General features: G+C 70.6%; 16 protein-coding genes and 2 pseudogenes. 10 read left to right on the forward strand and 8 right to left on the reverse strand.

Annotated features, from left to right (window positions below; translation table 11 throughout):
• Nucleotides 1-60 precede the first annotated feature (60 nt).
• The 3 genes from O1G22_RS24080 to O1G22_RS24090 all read left to right on the forward strand — a co-directional run bounded on the left by O1G22_RS24080 (nucleotide 61) and on the right by O1G22_RS24090 (nucleotide 5,823).
• A complete protein-coding gene (locus O1G22_RS24080; RefSeq protein ID WP_270083219.1) occupies nucleotides 61-2,439 on the forward strand; it encodes an ATP-binding SpoIIE family protein phosphatase in 2,379 nt (792 codons plus the stop codon).
• A gap of 86 nt (nucleotides 2,440-2,525) precedes the next feature.
• On the forward strand, nucleotides 2,526-4,595 hold the full coding sequence (locus O1G22_RS24085; RefSeq protein WP_270086518.1) for a SpoIIE family protein phosphatase: 2,070 nt from the start codon (nucleotides 2,526-2,528) through the stop codon (nucleotides 4,593-4,595).
• Between the two features lie 88 nt (nucleotides 4,596-4,683).
• Nucleotides 4,684-5,823 carry a PP2C family protein-serine/threonine phosphatase gene (locus O1G22_RS24090; protein WP_270086519.1) on the forward strand — a complete coding sequence of 380 codons (1,140 nt, stop codon included), beginning with the start codon at nucleotides 4,684-4,686 and terminating at the stop codon, nucleotides 5,821-5,823.
• Between the two features lie 56 nt (nucleotides 5,824-5,879).
• Here the strand turns inward: O1G22_RS24090 and O1G22_RS24095 are convergent, their stop codons facing one another.
• The 4 genes from O1G22_RS24095 to O1G22_RS24110 are packed head-to-tail and all read right to left on the reverse strand — an operon-like array spanning nucleotide 5,880 to nucleotide 10,711.
• On the reverse strand, nucleotides 5,880-7,520 hold the full coding sequence (locus tag O1G22_RS24095; protein WP_270083220.1) for a glycoside hydrolase family 13 protein: 1,641 nt from the start codon (nucleotides 7,518-7,520) through the stop codon (nucleotides 5,880-5,882).
• Between the two features lie 46 nt (nucleotides 7,521-7,566).
• Nucleotides 7,567-8,394 carry a carbohydrate ABC transporter permease gene (locus O1G22_RS24100; RefSeq protein WP_270083221.1) on the reverse strand — a complete coding sequence of 276 codons (828 nt, stop codon included), beginning with the start codon at nucleotides 8,392-8,394 and terminating at the stop codon, nucleotides 7,567-7,569.
• Nucleotides 8,395-8,396: 2 nt separating this feature from the next.
• Nucleotides 8,397-9,314: a carbohydrate ABC transporter permease gene (locus tag O1G22_RS24105; RefSeq protein WP_270083222.1), complete on the reverse strand. Its 918-nt coding sequence runs from the start codon at nucleotides 9,312-9,314 to the stop codon at nucleotides 8,397-8,399.
• A gap of 5 nt (nucleotides 9,315-9,319) precedes the next feature.
• Nucleotides 9,320-10,711, reverse strand: coding sequence for an ABC transporter substrate-binding protein (locus O1G22_RS24110; protein ID WP_270083223.1), 1,392 nt, complete (start codon nucleotides 10,709-10,711; stop codon nucleotides 9,320-9,322).
• 295 nt (nucleotides 10,712-11,006) lie between these two features.
• Here O1G22_RS24110 and O1G22_RS24115 point away from each other — a divergent pair, with 295 nt between their 5' ends.
• Complete coding sequence (locus O1G22_RS24115) at nucleotides 11,007-12,029, forward strand: LacI family DNA-binding transcriptional regulator (RefSeq protein WP_270083224.1); 1,023 nt, start codon at nucleotides 11,007-11,009, stop codon at nucleotides 12,027-12,029.
• A 199-nt stretch (nucleotides 12,030-12,228) separates the two neighbouring features.
• Here the strand turns inward: O1G22_RS24115 and O1G22_RS24120 are convergent, their stop codons facing one another.
• Complete coding sequence (locus O1G22_RS24120; protein WP_270083225.1) at nucleotides 12,229-12,825, reverse strand: helix-turn-helix transcriptional regulator; 597 nt, start codon at nucleotides 12,823-12,825, stop codon at nucleotides 12,229-12,231.
• Between the two features lie 80 nt (nucleotides 12,826-12,905).
• On the opposite strand from O1G22_RS24120, the gene O1G22_RS24125 reads away from it, so the two are divergent.
• The 3 genes and pseudogenes from O1G22_RS24125 to O1G22_RS24135 all read left to right on the forward strand — a co-directional run.
• Nucleotides 12,906-13,931, forward strand: a complete 1,026-nt coding sequence (locus O1G22_RS24125; RefSeq protein ID WP_270083226.1) for a hypothetical protein — start codon at nucleotides 12,906-12,908, stop codon at nucleotides 13,929-13,931.
• An 11-nt stretch (nucleotides 13,932-13,942) separates the two neighbouring features.
• Nucleotides 13,943-14,380, forward strand: a complete 438-nt coding sequence (locus O1G22_RS24130) for an ATP-binding cassette domain-containing protein (RefSeq protein WP_270086520.1) — start codon at nucleotides 13,943-13,945, stop codon at nucleotides 14,378-14,380.
• Nucleotides 14,290-14,487, forward strand: a pseudogene (locus O1G22_RS24135) (ATP-binding cassette domain-containing protein); the annotation flags it as partial. The gene O1G22_RS24130 and the pseudogene O1G22_RS24135, both read left to right, overlap by 91 nt.
• Before the next feature lie 140 nt (nucleotides 14,488-14,627).
• On the opposite strand, the pseudogene O1G22_RS44910 reads toward O1G22_RS24135, so the two are convergent.
• Together O1G22_RS44910 and O1G22_RS24145 are read right to left on the reverse strand one after the other, a co-directional pair.
• Nucleotides 14,628-14,711: pseudogene (locus tag O1G22_RS44910) on the reverse strand (methyltransferase domain-containing protein); the annotation flags it as partial.
• Between the two features lie 56 nt (nucleotides 14,712-14,767).
• Nucleotides 14,768-15,673: a hypothetical protein gene (locus O1G22_RS24145; protein ID WP_270083227.1), complete on the reverse strand. Its 906-nt coding sequence runs from the start codon at nucleotides 15,671-15,673 to the stop codon at nucleotides 14,768-14,770.
• 258 nt (nucleotides 15,674-15,931) lie between these two features.
• On the opposite strand from O1G22_RS24145, the gene O1G22_RS24150 reads away from it, so the two are divergent.
• From O1G22_RS24150 to O1G22_RS24160, 3 genes are all read left to right on the forward strand, one after another.
• Nucleotides 15,932-16,369 (forward strand): hypothetical protein, encoded by a 438-nt coding sequence (locus O1G22_RS24150; RefSeq protein ID WP_270083228.1) that lies wholly within the window; start codon nucleotides 15,932-15,934, stop codon nucleotides 16,367-16,369.
• A gap of 119 nt (nucleotides 16,370-16,488) precedes the next feature.
• Nucleotides 16,489-17,625 carry a PLP-dependent cysteine synthase family protein gene (locus tag O1G22_RS24155; RefSeq protein WP_270083229.1) on the forward strand — a complete coding sequence of 379 codons (1,137 nt, stop codon included), beginning with the start codon at nucleotides 16,489-16,491 and terminating at the stop codon, nucleotides 17,623-17,625.
• Nucleotides 17,622-18,878, forward strand: a complete 1,257-nt coding sequence (locus O1G22_RS24160) for an MDR family MFS transporter (RefSeq protein WP_270083230.1) — start codon at nucleotides 17,622-17,624, stop codon at nucleotides 18,876-18,878. Before O1G22_RS24155 ends, O1G22_RS24160 begins: the two co-directional genes overlap by 4 nt.
• A gap of 12 nt (nucleotides 18,879-18,890) precedes the next feature.
• Here the strand turns inward: O1G22_RS24160 and O1G22_RS24165 are convergent, their stop codons facing one another.
• On the reverse strand, nucleotides 18,891-19,115 hold the full coding sequence (locus O1G22_RS24165) for a hypothetical protein (protein WP_270083231.1): 225 nt from the start codon (nucleotides 19,113-19,115) through the stop codon (nucleotides 18,891-18,893).
• Nucleotides 19,116-19,141: the final 26 nt, after the last annotated feature.

Consider the following 19,141-nt stretch of genomic DNA (forward strand, 5'->3'; position numbering starts at 1 on the left):
CCATCCCGTGGGCCCCGGAGCACTGTGGATATTGTCCGAGGCAAGAGATCAGAGACCACCATGCGCACCAGGGGCAGGCGGAACACTCGCCGCATCACCGGTGCTCGCTTCGACGCGTCCGCCGCGGTGGGCGTGCTGGACCGGGACGGCTGCATCACCCACTGGAGCAGGGGCGCGCAGGAACTGCTCGGATACGCCCCTGTCGAGATCATCGGCAGGCCGGTGGACGACCTGCTGACGGCCGAGGGAATGCTGCGGCACCGCGACGGCCTCCCGCTGCACGCGCAGGTCCACCTGTGCCCGCTGCAGGACACCGATCAGGACTGCGGCTTCCTGCTCCTGCTGACGGCCCTGCCCGAGGCCGCGACGGGCACACCCCGGGATGCCCTGCTCCAGCAGTGGATATTCGAGCAGCAGCCGCTCGCCGTCGCCATTTGCGACCTCGACGCACGTCTGCTGCGCGGAAACCAGCCGATGCTCCGGGTGGGGGGCTTTTCCGAGCAGGGGGCCCGCGGCCGGCGCCTGACCGAGATTCTCCAGGGCAACGCGATCGAGGAAGTGGAGCGGCGGGTCCTTCGCGTGGCCCGGACCGGGAAAGCGGAAGCGGCGGAGCCCATCGTCAGGCTCCCCGGGGAAGCCAAGGCTCACGCCTGGGCCATGGACGTCTTCCCGCTCAAGGACGCGGGCGGCTCGGTGCGTGCGGTGGGCGTCGCGGCCTCCGACTTCTCCCAGCAGTACGACTCCAGGGAGCGCATCGCCCTGATCAGCGAGGCCAGGACCCGCGTGGGCACGAGCCTGGACCTCGTGGGAATCGCACGGGAATTCGCGGAACTCGCGGTCCCTCGCTTCGCCGACTTCGTCAGTGTGGACCTTCTGGAGCCTGTCTTCCAGGGTGAGCTGCCCGCGCCCGTCCTGCCCCGGGGTGTCACCGTCCTGCGCCGGGCGGCCTACCAGTGGGCCGCCGGGCAGGCGCTCGCCGCGATGATCAGCGCTACGGACGTGCACACCCATCCGTGGTCGTCGCCGCTCGCGCGGTGTCTGGCCGAGGGCCGGGCCATTCGGCACAGCACCAAGGATCCGGAGATCATCCGCTGGCTGGCCGAGGATCCCGTTCAGGCGTCGCTCGCGGAGGCGTTCGGCCCCCACTCCCTCATCGCCGTGCCGATCCGCGCCCAGGGCGTTCCCCTCGGGGTGGCCCTGTTCGTCAGGTACGAGGCGTCGCACGAAGACGCCTTCGGCCCGGACTGTACGGCGATCAGCGAGGACCTCGTCGACCGGCTCGCGATCTGTCTGGACAACGCACGCCGGTTCACGCGGGAACGCGGCATCGCGCTCGCACTGCAGCGGGCCCTGCTGCCCCGGGGGTCGGTCGAGCACCCCGCGGTGGAGACGGCCGCCCGGTACCTGCCCGCGGGCTGCGGCGCCCAGGCGGGCGGTGACTGGTTCGACGTGGTTCCCCTGCCCGGAGCACGAGTCGGCCTGGTGGTCGGGGACGTCGTCGGCCACGGCATCAACGCCTCTGCGACCATGGGCCGCCTGCGCACCGCCGTACGTACCCTCGCCGACATCGATCTGCCGCCCGAGGAACTCCTCACTCACCTCGACGACATCATCAGCCACACAGCGGGTGAGCAAGGTGGCGAGCCCGCCGGTGACATCCCCGGCGACATCGGTGCCACCTGTCTGTACGCCGTCTACGACCCGGTCTCCGGCACCTGCTCCCTGGCCCGCGCCGGCCACCCCGCCCCCGTGCTGATCCACCCGGACGGCACCAGCAGCGTCATCGACCTGCCCTGTGGCCCTCCGCTGGGACTCGGCAGTCTGCCGTTCGAGTCGGCGGACGTCATCGTGCCCGAAGGGGGCCTGCTGGCCTTGTTCACCGACGGTCTCCTCACCAGCGGGGATCGCGACGTCGACGAAGGGTTCTCCGACCTGTGCAGCGCCCTCGGCCGGCCGGCCACCACACTTGAGGCTCTGTGCGACACGGTCCTGGACACCCTGTGCCCCGAACCGCACGCCGACGACGTCACCCTGCTCCTGGCCCGCCCCCGCGTGTTCGGGGAGGACCGCCTCGCCAGCTGGGACCTGCCCGGCAATCCCGCGGTCGTCGCCGACGCGCGCCGGCTCGCGGCGGAGCAGATCGCCCTGTGGGGACTGGCGGAGGCCGCGTTCGTCACGCAACTGGTGGTGAGCGAGCTGGTCACCAACGCGATGCGGCATGCCGGAGGGCCGATCCGGCTGCGGCTCATCAAGGGCGAGACGCTGATCTGCGAGGTCAGCGACGGAAGCAGCGTCAGTCCTCATCTGCGCCGGGCCCGGGTGTTCGACGAGGGCGGCCGCGGCCTGTTCATGGTCGCCCAGTTCACTCAGCGCTGGGGCACCCGCTACACCCGCACCGGCAAGACCATCTGGGCCGAGCAGGTGCTGCACATGCCCTAGGCACGGCAGTCATCCCCCGACCCGTCGGCCGCCGTATCCCCTGTTCCCTGTCCATAATGGAAAAGCGGCAGCTTGGAGCACTCGTGATGCCGGATCCTATGCAGGCCGGGGAGCCGATGGCCGCGGTCGGGCAGGCCGCGGCATGGTGGAATCTGCTGCCCGTCGCCTTGATCGTCTCCGACGGCACCGGACGGATCACGCAGTGGGCGAAGGCCGCCCCCGAGCTGCTCGGCTACACCGCCCGTGAGGTCATCGGCCGTCACCTCACCGACCTCGCCCTCCCCGACCATCGCCCGGAGGCCCGCGCCGTGCACGAGGCGGTCGCCTCCGGACGCAGTGTGACCGGGCACTTCCCGATGCGGCGCAAGAACGGCTCCACCATCGGGATGGAGGTGTGGGGATGCCCCGTGGCAGCACAGGGCGGCGAGGGGTGGGACGTACTGCTCCTGGCCGCCGACGCCCGTGAAGCACGTCAGTCCCGCGAAGTCGGCGGCCTGCTGGACGCGCTGTTCGCCCGCTCGCCGGTGGGGCTGGCGGTCTTCGACACCGAGCTGCGGTTCCAGCAGGTCAATCGCGCCCTGGAGGCGATGAACGGGCTGCCCGCCGCGGCGCACATAGGGCACCGGCCGTCGGAGGTGCTTCCCGGGGTCAACAGCGAGCAGATGGAAGCGGCGATGCGACGGGTGCTGGTCACCGGTGACCCCGTGGTGAACTTCCGCCGCATCGGCCGTACGCCCTCCGACCCCGACCACGAGCGCGTGTGGTCCTGCTCCTACTTCCGCCTGGAGGACGCGGACGGCGAACCGCTGGGGATCAACGCCTCGATCATCGATGTCACCGCCCAGGAGAAGAACGAGCGGGAGGCCGCCGCCGGCCGTCAGCGCCTGGCACTGCTCAACGAAGCCACGCTGCGGGTCGGCACCACCCTCGATGCGGCCCGGACGGGACAGGAGCTGGCCGACATCGCCGTGCCCCGCCTCGCCGACATCGTCACCGTCGACGTCCTGGCCGACCTCACCGAGGTCACCGAGCCGATGACCAGCCTGTGGGGCGGCGCCACCCTGCGCCGCATCGGCAAGGCCCCCGCCCGAGGTCATCCGGCCGCCGACATCCTCACCCCCGTCGGCCGCACCTTGCACTTCCCCGTGAACGCGCCGTACGCGCAGGCCGTCATCGACCGCCGCCCCTTCCTGCTGCGCCGCATCGACGCCCGTGCCGTCGCCCAGGCCGCCCGCTACTCCTCGATTCCCGAACAGCTCCGGTCCATGGGCGTGACGTCGATGATGATGGTGCCCCTCACGGCCCGCGGCCTGGTCCTCGGCGTCGCCACCTTCCTGCGGGACGGCGACCGGCCCGCCTTCGACGCCGCCGACCTCGCGCTCGTCGGCGATCTGGCCGCCCACGCCGCCGTCTGCATCGACAACGCCCGGCTGTACCACCGCGAGCACGACGTCGCGCTCACCTTGAAGCGCAGCATGCTTCCCAGGCTCCCGAAACCCCCGGCAGGCATCGAGGTCGCCCACCGCTACCGGCCCGCCTCCGACGTCCACGAGGTCGGAGGGGACTGGTTCGACGTCGCCACCCTCGGCCCGGGCAAGGGCGCCCTGGTCATCGGCGACGTGATGGGCCACGGCATCCAGGCCGCCGCGATCATGGGGCAGATGCGCACCACCGTGCGCGCCTTCACGCACCTCGACCTGCCCCCCGATCAGCTCCTGCACCACCTCGACGACGCACTGCAGGAACTCGACAGCCCCCTCCTGGCCACCTGCCTGTACGGGATCTGTGACTGCACGGCCGGCCGCTGCCGGCTCGGGCGCGCCGGCCACCCCCCGCCCGTCCTCGTGACACCCGACGGCACAGCCCGCCTGCTCGACCTGCCCGCCGGTGCGCCGCTGGGCATCGGCGGTATCCCCTTCGCCACCACCGAGATCGTCCTGGATCCGGGCAGCATCATCGTCTTCTACACCGACGGCCTCATCGAAACCCGCGGGGCCGATCTGGACGAGCGACTGGACGAACTCGTCTGCCTGCTCACCGGCGCGCACAACGACCTCGACCAGTTGTGCGACACCCTCATGGACCGCTTCGCCCCCACCCCGGCCGAGGACGACATCACCATCCTTGCCGCCCGCATCACCACCCCCACGGCCTGACAGCCGGCTGCTGTTCCGGTCTTCGTTCGTCAGCCGCCTCGGGCAGTGGCAATCTGGAACGGTGGAGGCCGGGCACGGCTTGGCTGGTGTGCGGCAGCAGTGGCAGTCGAGTCACGTGCTGCTGGTGATCCCGATCGTGCTCATCGTGGTGATCACCATGGTGGACCAATTGGTCCCGGCCGACATCCATCTCGGCCCGCTGCTGGTCATCGCCCCCGCGATCACCGCCTCGTTCGCCGGTCCCTGGCTGACCGGGCTGATCGGGTTCCTGACCGTGGCGGCGCAGGCGTACATCGGCTGGCACTTCGGCGTGCTGTCCTCGCGCAACGTGATGGTGCAGATCCTCGCCCTGGCAGTGCTGTCAGCCATGATCGTGTTCTTCTGCGTGGTGCGGGACAGATACCGACGCCAGCTGGCCCAGGTGCGGTCGGTCGCGGAGGCCGCACAGCACGTCCTGCTGTGGCCGCTGCCGGAGCGGATCGGCGCCCTGCGGATCGCCTGCCTGTACCTGGCCGCCGAGGACGAGGCGCAGATCGGCGGTGATCTCTACGCGGCCACCCGCGTCATCGGCGGTGTGCGCATCATGATCGGCGATGTGCGGGGCAAAGGGCTGTCCGCCATCGGCGAGGCCGCCCTCCTGCTCGGAGCCTTCCGCGAAGCCGCCCACCGGCACACCTCCCTGCCCGATCTGGCCGCTGCCCTGGAACAGAGCGTCACCCGCTACCTGGCCGACTTCGAGCCGGCCGAGGAGACCGGCGAACGTTTCGCCACCACTTTGCTGCTGGAACTCCCCGACGACGACCCCATCACCCGGATCGTCAGCTGCGGGCACCCCCCGCCCCTGGTCCTCAGCCCCAACAGCGCCCTCACCGTCCCCAGCCTGCACCCCGCGCCACCGCTGGGGGTCGGCGAGCTCGGGCCGGAGGAATACAAGATCGATGTGCTCACCTTCGAGCCCGGCGACACGCTCCTGCTCTACACCGACGGCGTCATCGAAGCCCGCGACGCCAACGGAGACTTCTACCCCTTCGAGACCCGGGCCGCCCAGTGGAGCGACGCCGGCCCGGAGTCACTGCTGCACCACATCCAGCGCGACCTGCTCGCCCACACCCGCGGACGCCTCGACGACGACGCGGCTCTCGTCGCCCTCCGCCGCGAACCCGACATCCACCGACACCGCCATCACGGGCGCGTCACCCACGCGAGCAGGTTCGGCGGACACGCATGACCCCAGCGGCTGGAGTACTTCCACAGCCCGAGCGTGCTCGCCGCCCCGCATGGGGCTCAGTCCCGCTGGAGCAGGACCGTGGTGTCCGGGGGCAGGAAACCGCCCGCGCCCAGCGGCCCTGAAGGGAGGAGGGGGGTACAGGTGTCGGGGGGCGGGACCGGTCGGCCGGAGAGGTTGACCGCACAGAGCAGGCCGTCGCCCCGTTCGAAGAGCAGCGTGCCGTCCGGGCTGTCCAGCCAGCGGAAATGGTCACCCCGCAGGCCGGGATGGGTACGGCGCAGGCGCAGGGCGGCGCGGTAGAGCCGGAGCATCGAGTGGGGGTCGGCCTGGTTGGCTTCGGCGGTGTAGGACTTCCAGTCCTCGGGCTGGGGCAGCCAGGGGGTGGCTCCGGTCGTGCTGAAGCCGAAGGGTGGGGTGTCGCCGGTCCAGGGGAGGGGGACGCGGCAGCCGTCGCGGCCGCGGACGGTGTGGCCGGAGCGTTCCCAGGTGGGGTCCTGGAGGAGGGCTTCCGGGATGTCCTCGACCTCGTAGAGGCCCAGTTCCTCGCCCTGGTAGATGTACGCGCCTCCCGGCAGGGCCAGCATGAGCAGGGCCGCGGCTCGGGCGCGGCGGGTGCCGAGAGCGAGGTCGGTGGGGTGGCCCTGGTCACGCATGGGGGTGGTGACGCCGGTGTGGGCACGTCCGTAGCGGGTGACGTGGCGGGTCTCGTCGTGGTTGGACAGGACCCAGGTGGCGGGGGCGCCGACGGTGGCCAGGTCGGTGATCGTGCGGTCGATGACCGTTCTCAACTTGTCCGCCTCCAGGGGGCACTTGAGGAAGTCGAAGTTGAAGGCCGTGTGGAGCTCGTCGGGGCGGAGGTAGTCGGGCAGGCGGCCGGGGCGTACGTGGGCCTCGGCGACGAACACGCGGCGGTCCTCGTAACCGTCCGCGATGGCTCGCCAGCTGCGGAAGATGTCGTGGATGCCGTCGCGGTCCCAGTGGGGGTGGTTCTCCTGGCCCTCGCGGGCGAGGACGGAGAACTCCGTGAGGCCGAGGTCGGGGAGGGCCAGGTCCTTGATCATTCCGTGGGCGACGTCGATGCGGAAGCCGTCGACTCCCAGGTCGAACCAGAACCGCAGGATCGACTCGAACTCGGCTCTGACCTCGGGGTTGTCCCAGTTGAGGTCGGGCTGTTCGGGGGCGAAGAGGTGGAGGTACCACTGGCCGTCGTCGGTGCGGGTCCAGGTGGGGCCGCCGAAGGCCGCATGCCAGTCGTTGGGGGGCAGGGAGCCGTCCTCGCCTTTGCCGTCGCGGAAGACGAACCGGTCCCGTTCCGGGGATCCGGGCCGGGCGGCCAGTGCCTGCTGGAACCAGGCGTGCTGGTCGGAGGTGTGGTTGGGGACGATGTCCAGGATGACGCGGATGCCGAGCTCGTGGGCTTCGGTGATCAGCTGCTCGGCCTGGTCGAGGGTGCCGTAGGCGGGGTGGATGTCGCGGTAGTCGGAGACGTCGTAGCCGCCGTCGGCCAGCGGGGACGGGTACCACGGGTTGATCCAGATCGCGTCGACGCCGAGGTAGGCCAGGTACGGCAGGCGGGAGCGGAGGCCGGCGATGTCGCCGGTGCCGTCGCCGTCACCGTCGGCGAAGCTGCGTATGTAGACCTGGTAGATGACCGCGGAGCGCCACCAGTCGGCGTCGGAGGAGTTCAATGTGCTCATATCGCGCTCGGTCCTGACTGTCTGAAGAAAAAGGTGGGGGTGGTGGTCAGCCCTTGACCGAGCCCTGGAGCAGCGCCTTGGCGAAGTGGCGTTGCAGGAACAGGAACACGAGGATCGTGGGGGCCATGATGAGGAGGGCGCCGGCGTTCAGCAGGACCTGGTCGGTGCTGTATTTGGTGGTGAACGCCTGCAACGCGCCCGCCATCGTGCGCTTGTCGGGGTCGTCGATCAGCACCAGGGCCAGCAGGAACTGGTTCCAGGTGGACAGGAACATCAGCAGCGCCAGGGAGGCGATGGCGGGGCGGGCCAGGGGCAGGTGGATGTGGAACAGGGCACGCCAGGGGCCGGCGCCGTCCATGCTCGCCGCCTCGGACAACTCCTTCGGTACGCCGGCGAAGTGCGCCCGCATCCAGAACACCGCGAACGGCATGTTCAGCCCGATGAGCGGAAGGATCAGCGCCCACTGGCTGCCCAGCAGGCCCATGGTCCTGGACTGTTCGTAGAGGGGGACGATCACGATCTCGTACGGCAGGGTCAGGGTGAGGACCAGCACCGTGTAGAAGACGCGGCCCAGCGGGATCTCCAGGACGGTGATCGCGTACGCGGCCATCGTCGAGATCAGGACGGCGACCGGGACGACGCCGAGCACGATGAGCGTGCTGGACTTCAGCAGCACCGTGATGTTGGCGACGTTCCAGGCGTCGACGAAGTTGTGCCAGTGGGGATGCGTCGGCCAGCTCAGGCCGGAGGGGAAGGTTCCCTGCGGGGCGAGGGCCGCGCTGACCATGCTCAGCAGGGGGACGACCGAGTAGAGCGCGGCTGCGGCGATCAGTACGAGTCCGGGGGCGCGGCGGCGAAGTGACGGTGCGGACATGATCACTTCTCCCGGAACAGGCGCTGGAGCGGGGCGACGACGGCGATCACGATCAGCGTCAGTACGACGGCCAGTGCGGAGGCCGCGCCGAGTCGGCTGTCGTTGAAGGCCAGGTTGTAGACGGCGACTCCGGGGACCATGGTCTGGGTGCCGGGGCCGCCCTGGGTGGAGAGGTAGACGACGTCGAAGCTGGCGAGCGCGGCGATGATCGTGATGGTGACGCAGACGCCGATCTCGCTCCGCAGGCCGGGCAGGGTGACGGTCAGGAACTGGCGTATGGGTCCCGCGCCGTCGATGCGCGCCGCCTCGTACAGGCTGTTGTCGATCTTTCCGATGCCGGCCAGGAGCAGCATCGTGCACAGGCCGGTGGACAGCCAGGTGCCGATGAAGCCGACCGCGGTCAGGGACCAGGTGAAGTCGGCCAGCCAGGGGCGGGCCAGGGAGCCGAGGCCGATGGCGCGGAGGAGCTGGTTGACCACGCCGTTGTCGGAGTACATCCACGTCCAGGCCACGCCCGCGGCGGCGCCGGGGATGATCTGCGGCAGGAAGAGCAGGGTGCGGGCCAGGGCGCCGGTGAAGCGGCCCTGCAACTGCCGTAGTACGGAGGCGGTGATCAGGGCCAGGGTGACCGGCAGGACGGTGAAGAACAGGATCAGGTAGCAGGCGTGGAGCAGGGAGGCGAGCTGCTCGTGGTCGGTGAAGACCGCCTGGTAGTTCTTCAGGCCCACCCAGGTGGAGGCGCCGACGCCGTCCCAGTCGTAGAAGGAGTACTGGATCGACATCAGGACCGGGCGGAAGTTGAAGACGCTGTAGAAGGCGAGGGCGGGGAGGGCGAAGAGCCAGCCGGCCCATCGCCGGGCCCGGAGCCGGCGGCGGCTGCGGGCGGCGGCGCCCTCCCTCGTCGGTCGGGTCGAGGACATGGTGCTCAGCTGCTCTTGACGGCGTCGGCGTAGGTGGACTGGAGGGCCTTGACCATCGCGGCCGGTTCGACCTTGCCGGAGACCAGCAGCTGGAGCTGCTGGGTCAGCTTGGTGCCCACCGCGGGGGCGGCGTTCTGGATCCAGCTGTCGAAGCCGTTGTCGGCGGCGATGGTGGCGTAGCCGGTCTGGATCTGGTCGGTCGCGGTGCCGGACAGGGACGGCTCGGCCGGGGCGGACGTGCCGGAGGTCAGGGCCGCGTATCCGTTGGCGACGGCGACCTTCGCGGCGGCCGGCGTGGTGAGGAAGTCCAGGAACAGGCCGGCGGCGTCCTTGTTCTTCGAGCGGGCGGCGATGGAGAAGGCGAGGGTGTTGCTGGTCATGCCCGCGTACGTGCCCCCCTTCTCGGCCGGGGGCATCGGGAACACGCCGTACTTGCCCTTGAAGTTCTTGTCGATGGTCTGCGTGATCCAGCTGCCCTGGAAGAGGAACAGGCCCTTGCCGCCGGTGAACTGGCCGTACGACGCCTCCTGGTTGAGGGAGTTGACGTCGGAGGCGAAGTAGCCCGCCTTGATCCACTTCTGGAGGGTCTGGGTGGCCTCGACGGCCGCCGGGGTGTCCAGGGTGGCGCCCGGCTTGTGGTGCACGATGTCGCTGAGCTTCTGGGCGCCCATGTGGTCGCCGAGGAGCAGGTTGTAGAGGTGGCCGATCAGACCGTCCTGGTTGGAGGCGACGATCGGGGTGATGCCGGACGCCTTCGCCTTGGCCATGACCGCTTCGAGGCCGGCGATGCTCGTGGGCACGGTCGTCATGCCGGCCTTGGCAGCCAGCTCCTTGTTGTAGAAGACGCCGACGAGGGGGCCGGCCGAGCCGCCCGCTTCGTAGAGCGAGCCGGAGCCGATCACGCCGTTGGACACCCTGCCGGGGGCGAGCGCGGAGGCGGGGACCTTCGCGCTCCAGCCGTACGCCTTGTCGTAGGCGTCCAGGTTGGTGAGCAGGTTGTCCTTCACGCCGCCGAGGAGGTCGTACGGCTGCACGATGTCGGGCGTGGAGTCGGAGGCCAGCAGCCTCGGCAGCACGGTGTTGTAGTTGGTGTCCGCCTCGACGCGCAGCTTGACCTTGATCTTCGGGTACGTGGCGTGGAAGGCGTCCGCCAGGCCCTGCTCGTACGTCTCCAGGCCCGCTGCGGAGAACAGGGTCAGGGTCGCCGGGGTGTTGCCGACGGCCGTGCTGACGGCGGTCGGGGTCGCGTTCGCCGAGGTGCCGGAGCCCGAGTCCGAGCCGGGTGCGCTGCACGCGGCCAGGGTGGCCAGTGCGGATGCGGCGGCGACGCCGGCCAGCGGGGCACGCAGGCGGCTGCCCGCGGTTCTGGCGGGGGAGGTGGGGTGCTGCTCAGGCATGATGCCTCCTCGCATCCATGCGGCTGCCGCTCACGGTCGGCAGACAGAGATCGGTGTGCTTCTCGGACCAGGCCGCGGGGAGTGCGAAGCGGGTTTCGGAAGCGTTTCCGTTGCCGAAAGACTGAGGTGGTCGACCACGTCTGTCAAGTAACGAAAGCGCAACATGCGTGTGACGTGCTGAAACGATCAGATGGCGGTACGGGTTGGCGGTCGAGGCTGGCGAACCCCTTCGGAAATCCTTCCGGGAATTTTGGAAGCGTTTCCGAATCTCTCGCATGTGGGTTAGCCTTCCCGCATGGCGCAGAGCTCCCAGAAGATCAACATGGCGGACGTGGCCCGTGCGGCCGGTGTCTCGATGGCCACCGCCTCGCGCGCGCTCAACAACGAGAGCGGTGTCGCCGAGGCCACCCGCCGCCGTGTCCTCGCGGTCGCCGAGGAGCTCTCCTACGTCGTCTCCCCCGAGGCGTCCCGCTTGGCCGGCGGCGACACCGGGCGGGTCGCGGTGGTCGTGCCGCACATCTCCCGCTGGTTCTTCGCGGCGCTGCTGGAGGGGCTGGAGTCGGTGCTGCGGGCCGCGGACCTGGACGTACTCCTGTACCACGTGGGCGGCATCGAGGACCGCCACGACTTCTTCCACCGCCTGCCGGCCCGCCGCAAGGTCGACGCCGTGGTCGTCCTGGCCTTCCCGGTCGGCGAGGAGGAACAGCGGCGGCTGGAACTGATGGGCGTCACGGTCATCGCGGCCGGCGGCCAGCACGCGCCGTATCCGAACGTCTCCATCGACGACGAGACCGCCGGCCGCCAGGCCATGGACCACCTGCTCTTCCTGGGCCACCGACGCATCGCCATGATCGCCGCCGTCGACCCCGACCAGCCCGGCGAACTGCAACCCTCCGCCCGCTCCCACGCCTACTACGCCGCCCTGCGCGACGCGGGCATCCCCCTCGACGAACGACTCGTCGTCACCGTCGACTGGGGCGGCGACCAAGGTGCCGACGCCATGGCCAAGCTCCTCAGCCAGCCGGAGCCGCCCACCGCGGTCTACGCCCATTCCGACGAAGTCGCTCTCGGCGCGATCCGTACGCTGCGCCGGGCCGGCCTGCGCATCCCGGACGACATGTCCGTCATCGGCATCGACGACCACCCGGTCGCCGAGCTGACCGACCTGACGACGGTGCGGCAGCCGGTGCGGGAGCAGGGCGAACTGGCCGGACACATGCTCCTGAAGATCCTGCGAGGCGAAGACACCGACCATGACGTCGTCGTGCCGACCCAGCTTGTCATCCGCGGAAGTACGGCACCGCCGCGCTCCGCGTGACGGGGCCCGGCGAGCGCCTCGAAGGCGCCAGATGATCCAGATCGGCACCGGCCCCACCGCTCCCAGGCCTCTGCTCGGCCCGTCCGTCGGTGGCCGGTGCTGTCCGGCCGGCGTGGTCGTGGCCATGCTCGGTCCCGTCCGCGGGGGTCGGCACCTCGCCTCAAATAGCCCGATATCGCGTTCCCTGTCGGCGCGTGGGTCAGATCTGGCCGAGGTCGATCTCCACCGGGAAGGGGGCCGCCACCTTGAGGACGCCGGTGAACACGTCTCCGTCCCGGTAGGTCTTCGTCGCGGGGTCGAGAACGTAGGTGTACACGAGAGGTACGCCTGTCGCGGCCTGCTCGATCCGCCAGTAGAAGCCGATACCTGCCTTGGCGTACTGGTCGACCTTCACGATCCGGTCGGTGGTCTCCGAGCCTGGCGACACCACCTCCGCGACCAGCAGCACGTGCTCAGGGCGGGTGGGAGTGATGTCGATCGTGTCTGCGCGGTACACGACGACGTCCGGGCGCAGGCCGGCGCCGGAGATCCGGGTCATCTGGTGAAGCTCGGCGCGCAGTTGGTCGCGGCCCGCGTCGGTGATCCGCACGGTGCGGTGGCGTTCCTGGGAGCCGGCTGCCTCGTCCGCAGGCTGGATCAGCCCGCGTCCCTCCAGTCGGGACAGCGCGCCGTAGAGACTGCCGGGACCGAGTCTGCGGCCGGTGAGCTCTTCGATCGCGGTGTTGATGGCGTATCCGTGCAGTGGGCCGTCCGCGAGGACGGTGAGCACGAGCATCTGGGCGTCGTTGCTGTGCATGAGCCTCCTTCCTCCGATCCGCATACTACGAGCCGCGATACTACTTGTCGCGTAGTACGAGATGCGTACCATGGCGGGCCATGGAACACATGAAGGAGAACGGCCGGGCTTCCTCGGTCGTGGTGTGGGCGAGCCTCGGCGCGGCTGGTGTGTTCGAGGCGTGGACGGTGCTGGAGACCCAGGACAAGACGGTCAGGGCGGCAAGCCCGTGGCAGGACGACCCGTACGACGTGATGGTGTCCCTGGCTCAGTTTGCGGTGCCGATGCTCGCCCTGGTGATCGCGTTACGCCTGCTCGTGTGGCGCGCGCCGGGCGGCGCGGACCGGGTGCGGCAGACGGTGCGTGCGGCGGGGGCGATGGTCACGCTGATCGGGCTCACGGTGGTGTCCGAGTGGGCCGCGGCCATCGCCAGGAAACCTGCCTCGTTCTCGGGGACATGGACATCGGTGCTGATCGGCGGGCTGGTCGTCAACTCCGTACTCACCGTGGTGGTCGCAGTGTCGCTCGTGCGAGGCCACCGACGGCACGGCTCGGCCGACCCATGGCGGCATGACTGGCTCGGCGACGCCGTCTTCCTCTGCCGACGGATACCCGTACTGCGGCGCGGGGTCGGTCCGGACGCTGCGGTCTGGGTGCGCCGTCGCGCGATGACGGTGTTCGTCACGCTGAGCACGCTGGCCGCGGCGGCCCTCACCAGTGCGCAGGCCATCGGCGAGGGCTGGACGGATCCGCTGCTCATCGCCTGGTTCCTGATCGTCGCAGCGACCTCCAACCTCGCGTTCTGTGTGATCAGCAACGCGGTCGCCGGATTCGTCGCACGGCTGCCGCGCACCCGGCCCCGCCGTATCGCTGAGGCATCGGCCGTCGCCGGATGTGTCGCGATCAGTGCGGCGACGGCGTTCCGTGACGCACTGTGGCCGATGTTCGGGACGGGTTCGCTGACGTCCGTACCGGCCTTGGCCGCCCTCACGCTCGGCGCCGGTCTGGTCACGTCCCTGGTCACGGCCGCGCTCCTGCTCGTCTGCTTCCCGTACGGCTCCTCCGGCTTGCGCCGCCGATTCGGCGTGGCCGCCACTCACCTTCGACGACCGGACAAGCACCGGTGAAAGGCGTGACGATGCAACCGTCCACACCGCACGACCGAGCAACACCGACGATCTGCGCCCGTGAGCTGTCCGAACGGTACGGACGCAGGCATGCTGTCAGTCGGCTCGCCTTCACCGTGGAAGCCGGCCAGATCTGCGCGCTGCTCGGCCCGAACGGGGCGGGCAAGACCTCCACGATGCGGATGCTGGTCGGCCTGTCATCCCCGGACACCGGCAGCGCGAGCATCCTGGGCGAGCCGGTCAGCCTGGGCGCGGGAGTGCTGCGCAGGGTCGGCGTGCTCATCGACGGCCCGGCGTTCGTGCCACACCTCACCGGCCGGGCCAACCTGCGGCTCCTGTGGTCGGCGACAGGGCAGGCATGGCCGCCCCCGCGCTGGACGACGCCCTGGACCTCGCCGGGCTCGGCGAGGCGCTCGACCGTAAGGTCAAGGGCTATTCGATGGGTATGAAGCAGCGCCTGATGCCGGCCCAGGCTCTGATGCGGAAGCCGGACGTGCTGATCCTGGACGAGCCGGCCAACGGACTGGACCCCGGCGAAGTCCGGGCCCTGCGCGAGCACCTGGGGGAACTGGCCCGGCGCGGGGCCGCCGTACTCGTCTCCAGCCACCAGCTCGCCGAGGTGCAGCAACTGGCCACGCCCGTCCGTAGGACCCGGCGGATCTCACCGAGCGCGGCCAGGGGATCGGCGACGTGCTGCAGGACCCGGTCGGTGCGGGCGCGGTCGGCGGTGTGGTCGGGCATCGGCAGGTCGTGGATGTCCGCGTGCCGGACGTCCACCACGGCCTCACCAGCGGTGCGAGCCCACCGAACCGCAGCCGTAGGCGCCGAGGGAGTGATCAGCTGACGTGGAGGGTGATGGAGGCGGTGTGGAGGGTACCTGCGGTCTGGAATTGCAGGAACAGCCGCCAATTGCCGGAGGCGGGCAGATCGGCCATGAAGTCCAGGGTGGGCCCGCCGTGTCCGCCGGTGACCTTGTTCTGCGGGTGCAGGTGGGCGAACGCCAGGTCGCCTTGGCGGAAGGCGGTCAGGTGGGCGTAGGTGTCCAGGTAGGGCTGCAGGTCGGTGACCGGCATGCTGCTCTTGCGGACTGTCACCGTCAACGGGCTTGTCGTGCCGGCCTTCAGGTGGCCGCGCACGGTGAGGGCGTAGCCGTCGACGGTGGTTGAGGACGAGGGCGCCGGCAGGGCGGTGGTGGAGGCGGGGCCGGGGACGGTGACGGTGCGGCTGAGGACGAGATCCTGTCCCTTGCCCGGACCGTCGGCCGGGGTGAACTGGGTGAACAGGCGCCACATGCCGGGCTCAAGGGCGCTCAGCCGTGCCGTCCAGGTGCCGCCTGCGGCCATGGTGGGGTGGACGTGCTGGAATCCGGTCAGGTCCGAGCGGATCGCGTAGAAGTGCAGCTGTTTGGTCTGGTTGACGGCGAAGTCGGTGAGCGGCCTGCCGCCGGGTGCGGTGATGGTGAACCGGTAGGTGGCCGTGGTGCCGGACGGGAGGGTGGTGGTGTGGGAGGCGAGGGTGTAGCCGTCCTGCTGGGCGGCCAGACCGTTCCCGGCGGGCATGCCGCTCATGCTGGGCATGGACATGGACGGGTGCCGGCCCTGGGCGGGCGTGGACGCTGAAGGCGGTGTGGCGGCGGGGCTCGGGGCATGGGAGCCGCCGCACGCGGCGAGCGCGAGGGGCAGAACCCCGGCGATGCCTGCGGCGAGGACAGTGCGGGCCGTGGCCAAAAGCACGGAAAGCATGGGGTGACCTCCTCCCTGCCAGCGTCTCCCCGCCGGGTGGCATGGGCCACCGCGGTGCGGCGGGCGGGTGGGGGGATGTCTCCTCGACGAGAGGCCCTGCCCTTGCTCCGGTGGGTGTCCGGAGATCTCTCACTGCCCTGGCCCAGCTCGCGCCCGTCCCGGGGCGACTGCCCGAGCTATGCGTTCCAACGCCCGGTCCGTCCACTCCGCCACCGCTTCGAATGTGGCGCTCAGTTGCCGACCGATTACGATACGTATGTGATCGGACTGCGGATCAAGGGGAAGGCCGTCGGGCGTTCAGGCCGCGTCGGCCTGCTGCTCGGTCTCGTCGTGATCATCGTCGTCCACCTCGCGGGCACGGTTCACGGTGCTTCCTTTGAGGAGTCGCACCTGGACGCCGTCCAGGCTGTAGGTGCGTACCACAGTGCGGATGGCGGCCACGGCGCATCAGACGCCCCGACCCCAGAGCACGACCACAAGACCGGCGGGCACATCGATCACGCCGCAGACCGGCCACGCTCTGTCTCCGCCGATGACGTCGTCGTCGAACCCGCCGCCGCCGGGCCGGCTCTGATCCCGGCTGCCACAACGGGGCCCTTCGGCACAGGCGCCACCGCTCCAGGCGACCCGCCAGGCGGCAAGGGCTCCCCGGACGGCCGGTTCACCCTCGCGCTCCACTGCATCTGGCGGCAGTAGGCACCGCCCACACCCTCCGACCCCGGCTCACACGCCGGCCGGAGGCGTGCCCGCGTGCCCCCTCGAACCGCCATCACCGCGCCCTGCGACCGTGCAGGGCGCGAAGGAGCCGTACGCCCATGCACATCTCCCTGCTCGAACAGCTGGAGCCGCCCGAACCCCTCGGCGCCCACGCTCCGCTGCCCCGCATCGCCCGTCGGCCGGCCCAGCTCGTCGGCAACACTCCGGTCTTGTGGATCGACCAGCCCTTCGCCCCGCCCGGCCGCGGCTTTTACGCCAAGCTGGAGGGCACCAACCCCGGCGGCATCAAGGACCGCCCCGGACTGCACATGGTCCGCGAGGCCCGGCGGCGCGGCGACCTCGCCCCCGGCGCGCCGATCGTCGAGTCCTCCAGCGGCACCCTCGGTCTGGGGCTGGCCCTGGCCGGACTGACGTACGGTCACCCGGTCACCGTCGTCACCGACCTCGGCATGGAACCCGCGATGGTCCGCCTGCTCAACGCCCTCGGTGCGCACGTCGACCAGGTCGCCGCCCCGCATCCGGAGGGCGGCTGGCAGGAGTCCCGCCGCGAGCGCGTCGCCGAACTCCTCGCCCGTACCCCGGGTGCGTACTGCCCGGACCAGTACCACAACCCCGACAACGTCGCGGCCTACCGCCCGCTGGCCGCCGAGCTGATCGCCCAGCTCGGGCGCGTCGATGTGCTGGTGGCCGCCGTCGGCACAGGCGGTCATTCCGCCGGCACGGCGTCCGTGCTGCGCGAGTCCTTTCCCGGCCTGACCCTCATCGGGGTGGACTCGGTCGGCTCGACGATCTTCGGCCAGCCCGCCGTGCCGCGGCTGATGCGCGGCCTGGGCTCCAGCATCCACCCCGAGAACGTCGACTACGACGCCTTCGCCGAGGTCCACTGGGTCGCCCCGCACGAAGCGGTCTGGGCCTGCCGCCAACTGGCCCGCCGGCACTATGCCTCCGGCGGCTGGAGCGTCGGCGCGGTCGCCCTGGTCGCCGGGTGGGCCGCGCGGACGTATCCGCCGGGTACGCGGATCGCCGCGATCTTCCCCGACGGTCCGTATCGCTACCTGGAGACCGTCTACAACGACGCCTGGTGCCGCGAGCACCAACTCCACACTGGGAATCAGCCGTGGGAGCCCGACGAGATCACCGCCCCGGACGAATGCGTGGTGACCGGCTGGACCCGGTGCAGCCGGGTCCGCGATCCGCTGGGGCGCGAGCGGGTGAAGGCGGTGGTCGTCCGATGAAGGGACTGCGGGCCCAGGTGGCCTCCTTCGACCGCCCGGCACGGCTGTTGATGGTGAACCAGTTCGCCATCAACCTCGGCTTCTACATGCTGATGCCCTACCTCGCCGACCACCTCGCCCACGGCTTGGGCCTGGCCGCCTGGACGGTGGGCCTGGTGCTCGGCATCCGCAACCTCTCCCAACAGGGCATGTTCCTTGTCGGCGGCACCCTCGCCGACCGGTACGGCTGCAAGCCGATGATCCTGACCGGGTGCGCCCTGCGGACGGTGGCCTTCGGGCTGCTCGCGGTGGCGGAGAGCCTGCCGGTACTGGTCGTGGCATCGGCGCTGACCGGCCTGGCGGGCGCGCTGTTCAACCCGGCTGTGCGCGCCTACCTGGCCGCCGAGGCGGGCGAGGAACGACGCGTCGAAGCATTCGCCGCCTTCAACGTCTTCTACCAGGCAGGCGTCCTCATCGGCCCGCTCGCCGGACTCGCTCTGCTGACCTGGGACTTCGGGGCGGTGTGCGCTGTCGCGGCGCTGATCTTCGGCGCCCTGGCCGTTCTCCAGGTCCGCGCCCTTCCATCCCGCCCGCCGCAGGGGCGCGGCAATGAGCCGGCCTGGCGCGCGGTGACCGCCGACTGGCGCACCGTCGCCGCCAACCGGCCGTTCCTCCTCTTCGCCGCCGCGATGACCGGCTCGTACGTCCTGGCTTTCCAGGTCTACCTTGCCCTCCCGCTGCGGGCCCGGGAACTCTTCGGTGACCGCAGCGGGCTCGTGACGGGTGCCATCTTCGCCGTCTCGGCGCTGGCCGCGCTGTCGGGACAGCTGAAGCTGACGGCGTGGGCCAAAAGGACACTGTCCGGTCCGTGGGCCATCGCGTACGGGCTGGTGGTGATGGGGGTGGCGTTCCTGCCGCTGCTGCCGGGACCGTACGGCGGCGCCCTCGGCACGGCGTGCGGGGTCCTCGGTCTCACTCTGTGCGCGGCTTTGCTGGCCTGGGGCGGGGCGCTGCTCTACCCGTTCGAGATGGACACCGTCGTACGGCTCTCCGGGGACCGGCTCGTGGCGACGTACTACGGCGCCTACAACACCGCTTCCGGCATCGCGATCTCGCTCGGCAACCTGGCCGTCGGGGCACTCTTCGACACGGGAGCGCGCTGGCTGCCGTGGACCGTCCTGGCGGCCACCGGGTTCATGTGCGCGGGACTGGTGGCGTGGCTGCACCGGGCCGGGTACCTCGCGGTGCCCAGCCCGGTCCCGGTGCCGGGGTGACGCGGTAGGCGGTCAGAAGTGGGCCGCGTGCAGCGGGTCGTGACGGTGGCCGTGGCTGTGCCGCCGGCCGGTCCCGACCCGCGTGGCACTGGCGAGATGGGGGTGGTCGCCGTCGAGGTCGGCGTGTTCGTGCTCGACGACGACCACCGGCTCTCGTTCCCGCTGCCCCGACGGCGACCGCCACAGCCGGAGGGCCACCAGGGAGGCGGCCGGTGCGATCACGCCCAGCGCGACCACGGCCGCCTCCAGTCCACGTCCACCAT

The organism is Streptomyces camelliae (genome assembly GCF_027625935.1).
Classification (GTDB): Bacteria; Actinomycetota; Actinomycetes; order Streptomycetales; family Streptomycetaceae; genus Streptomyces; species Streptomyces camelliae.

Excerpts from the sequence above, each read along its gene's own strand:
- O1G22_RS24080 (WP_270083219.1), top strand. The coding sequence starts at position 61 with ATGCGCACCAGGGGCAGGCGGAACACTCGCCGCATCACCGGTGCTCGC.
- O1G22_RS24085 (WP_270086518.1), top strand. The coding sequence starts at position 2,526 with ATGCCGGATCCTATGCAGGCCGGGGAGCCGATGGCCGCGGTCGGGCAG.
- O1G22_RS24095 (WP_270083220.1), bottom strand. The coding sequence starts at position 7,520 with ATGAGCACATTGAACTCCTCCGACGCCGACTGGTGGCGCTCCGCGGTC.
- O1G22_RS24100 (WP_270083221.1), bottom strand. The coding sequence starts at position 8,394 with ATGTCCGCACCGTCACTTCGCCGCCGCGCCCCCGGACTCGTACTGATC.
- O1G22_RS24105 (WP_270083222.1), bottom strand. The coding sequence starts at position 9,314 with ATGTCCTCGACCCGACCGACGAGGGAGGGCGCCGCCGCCCGCAGCCGC.
- O1G22_RS24110 (WP_270083223.1), bottom strand. The coding sequence starts at position 10,711 with ATGCCTGAGCAGCACCCCACCTCCCCCGCCAGAACCGCGGGCAGCCGC.
- O1G22_RS24115 (WP_270083224.1), top strand. The coding sequence starts at position 11,007 with ATGGCGCAGAGCTCCCAGAAGATCAACATGGCGGACGTGGCCCGTGCG.
- O1G22_RS24120 (WP_270083225.1), bottom strand. The coding sequence starts at position 12,825 with ATGCACAGCAACGACGCCCAGATGCTCGTGCTCACCGTCCTCGCGGAC.
- O1G22_RS24125 (WP_270083226.1), top strand. The coding sequence starts at position 12,906 with ATGGAACACATGAAGGAGAACGGCCGGGCTTCCTCGGTCGTGGTGTGG.
- O1G22_RS24130 (WP_270086520.1), top strand. The coding sequence starts at position 13,943 with ATGCAACCGTCCACACCGCACGACCGAGCAACACCGACGATCTGCGCC.
- O1G22_RS24145 (WP_270083227.1), bottom strand. The coding sequence starts at position 15,673 with ATGCTTTCCGTGCTTTTGGCCACGGCCCGCACTGTCCTCGCCGCAGGC.
- O1G22_RS24155 (WP_270083229.1), top strand. The coding sequence starts at position 16,489 with ATGCACATCTCCCTGCTCGAACAGCTGGAGCCGCCCGAACCCCTCGGC.
- O1G22_RS24160 (WP_270083230.1), top strand. The coding sequence starts at position 17,622 with ATGAAGGGACTGCGGGCCCAGGTGGCCTCCTTCGACCGCCCGGCACGG.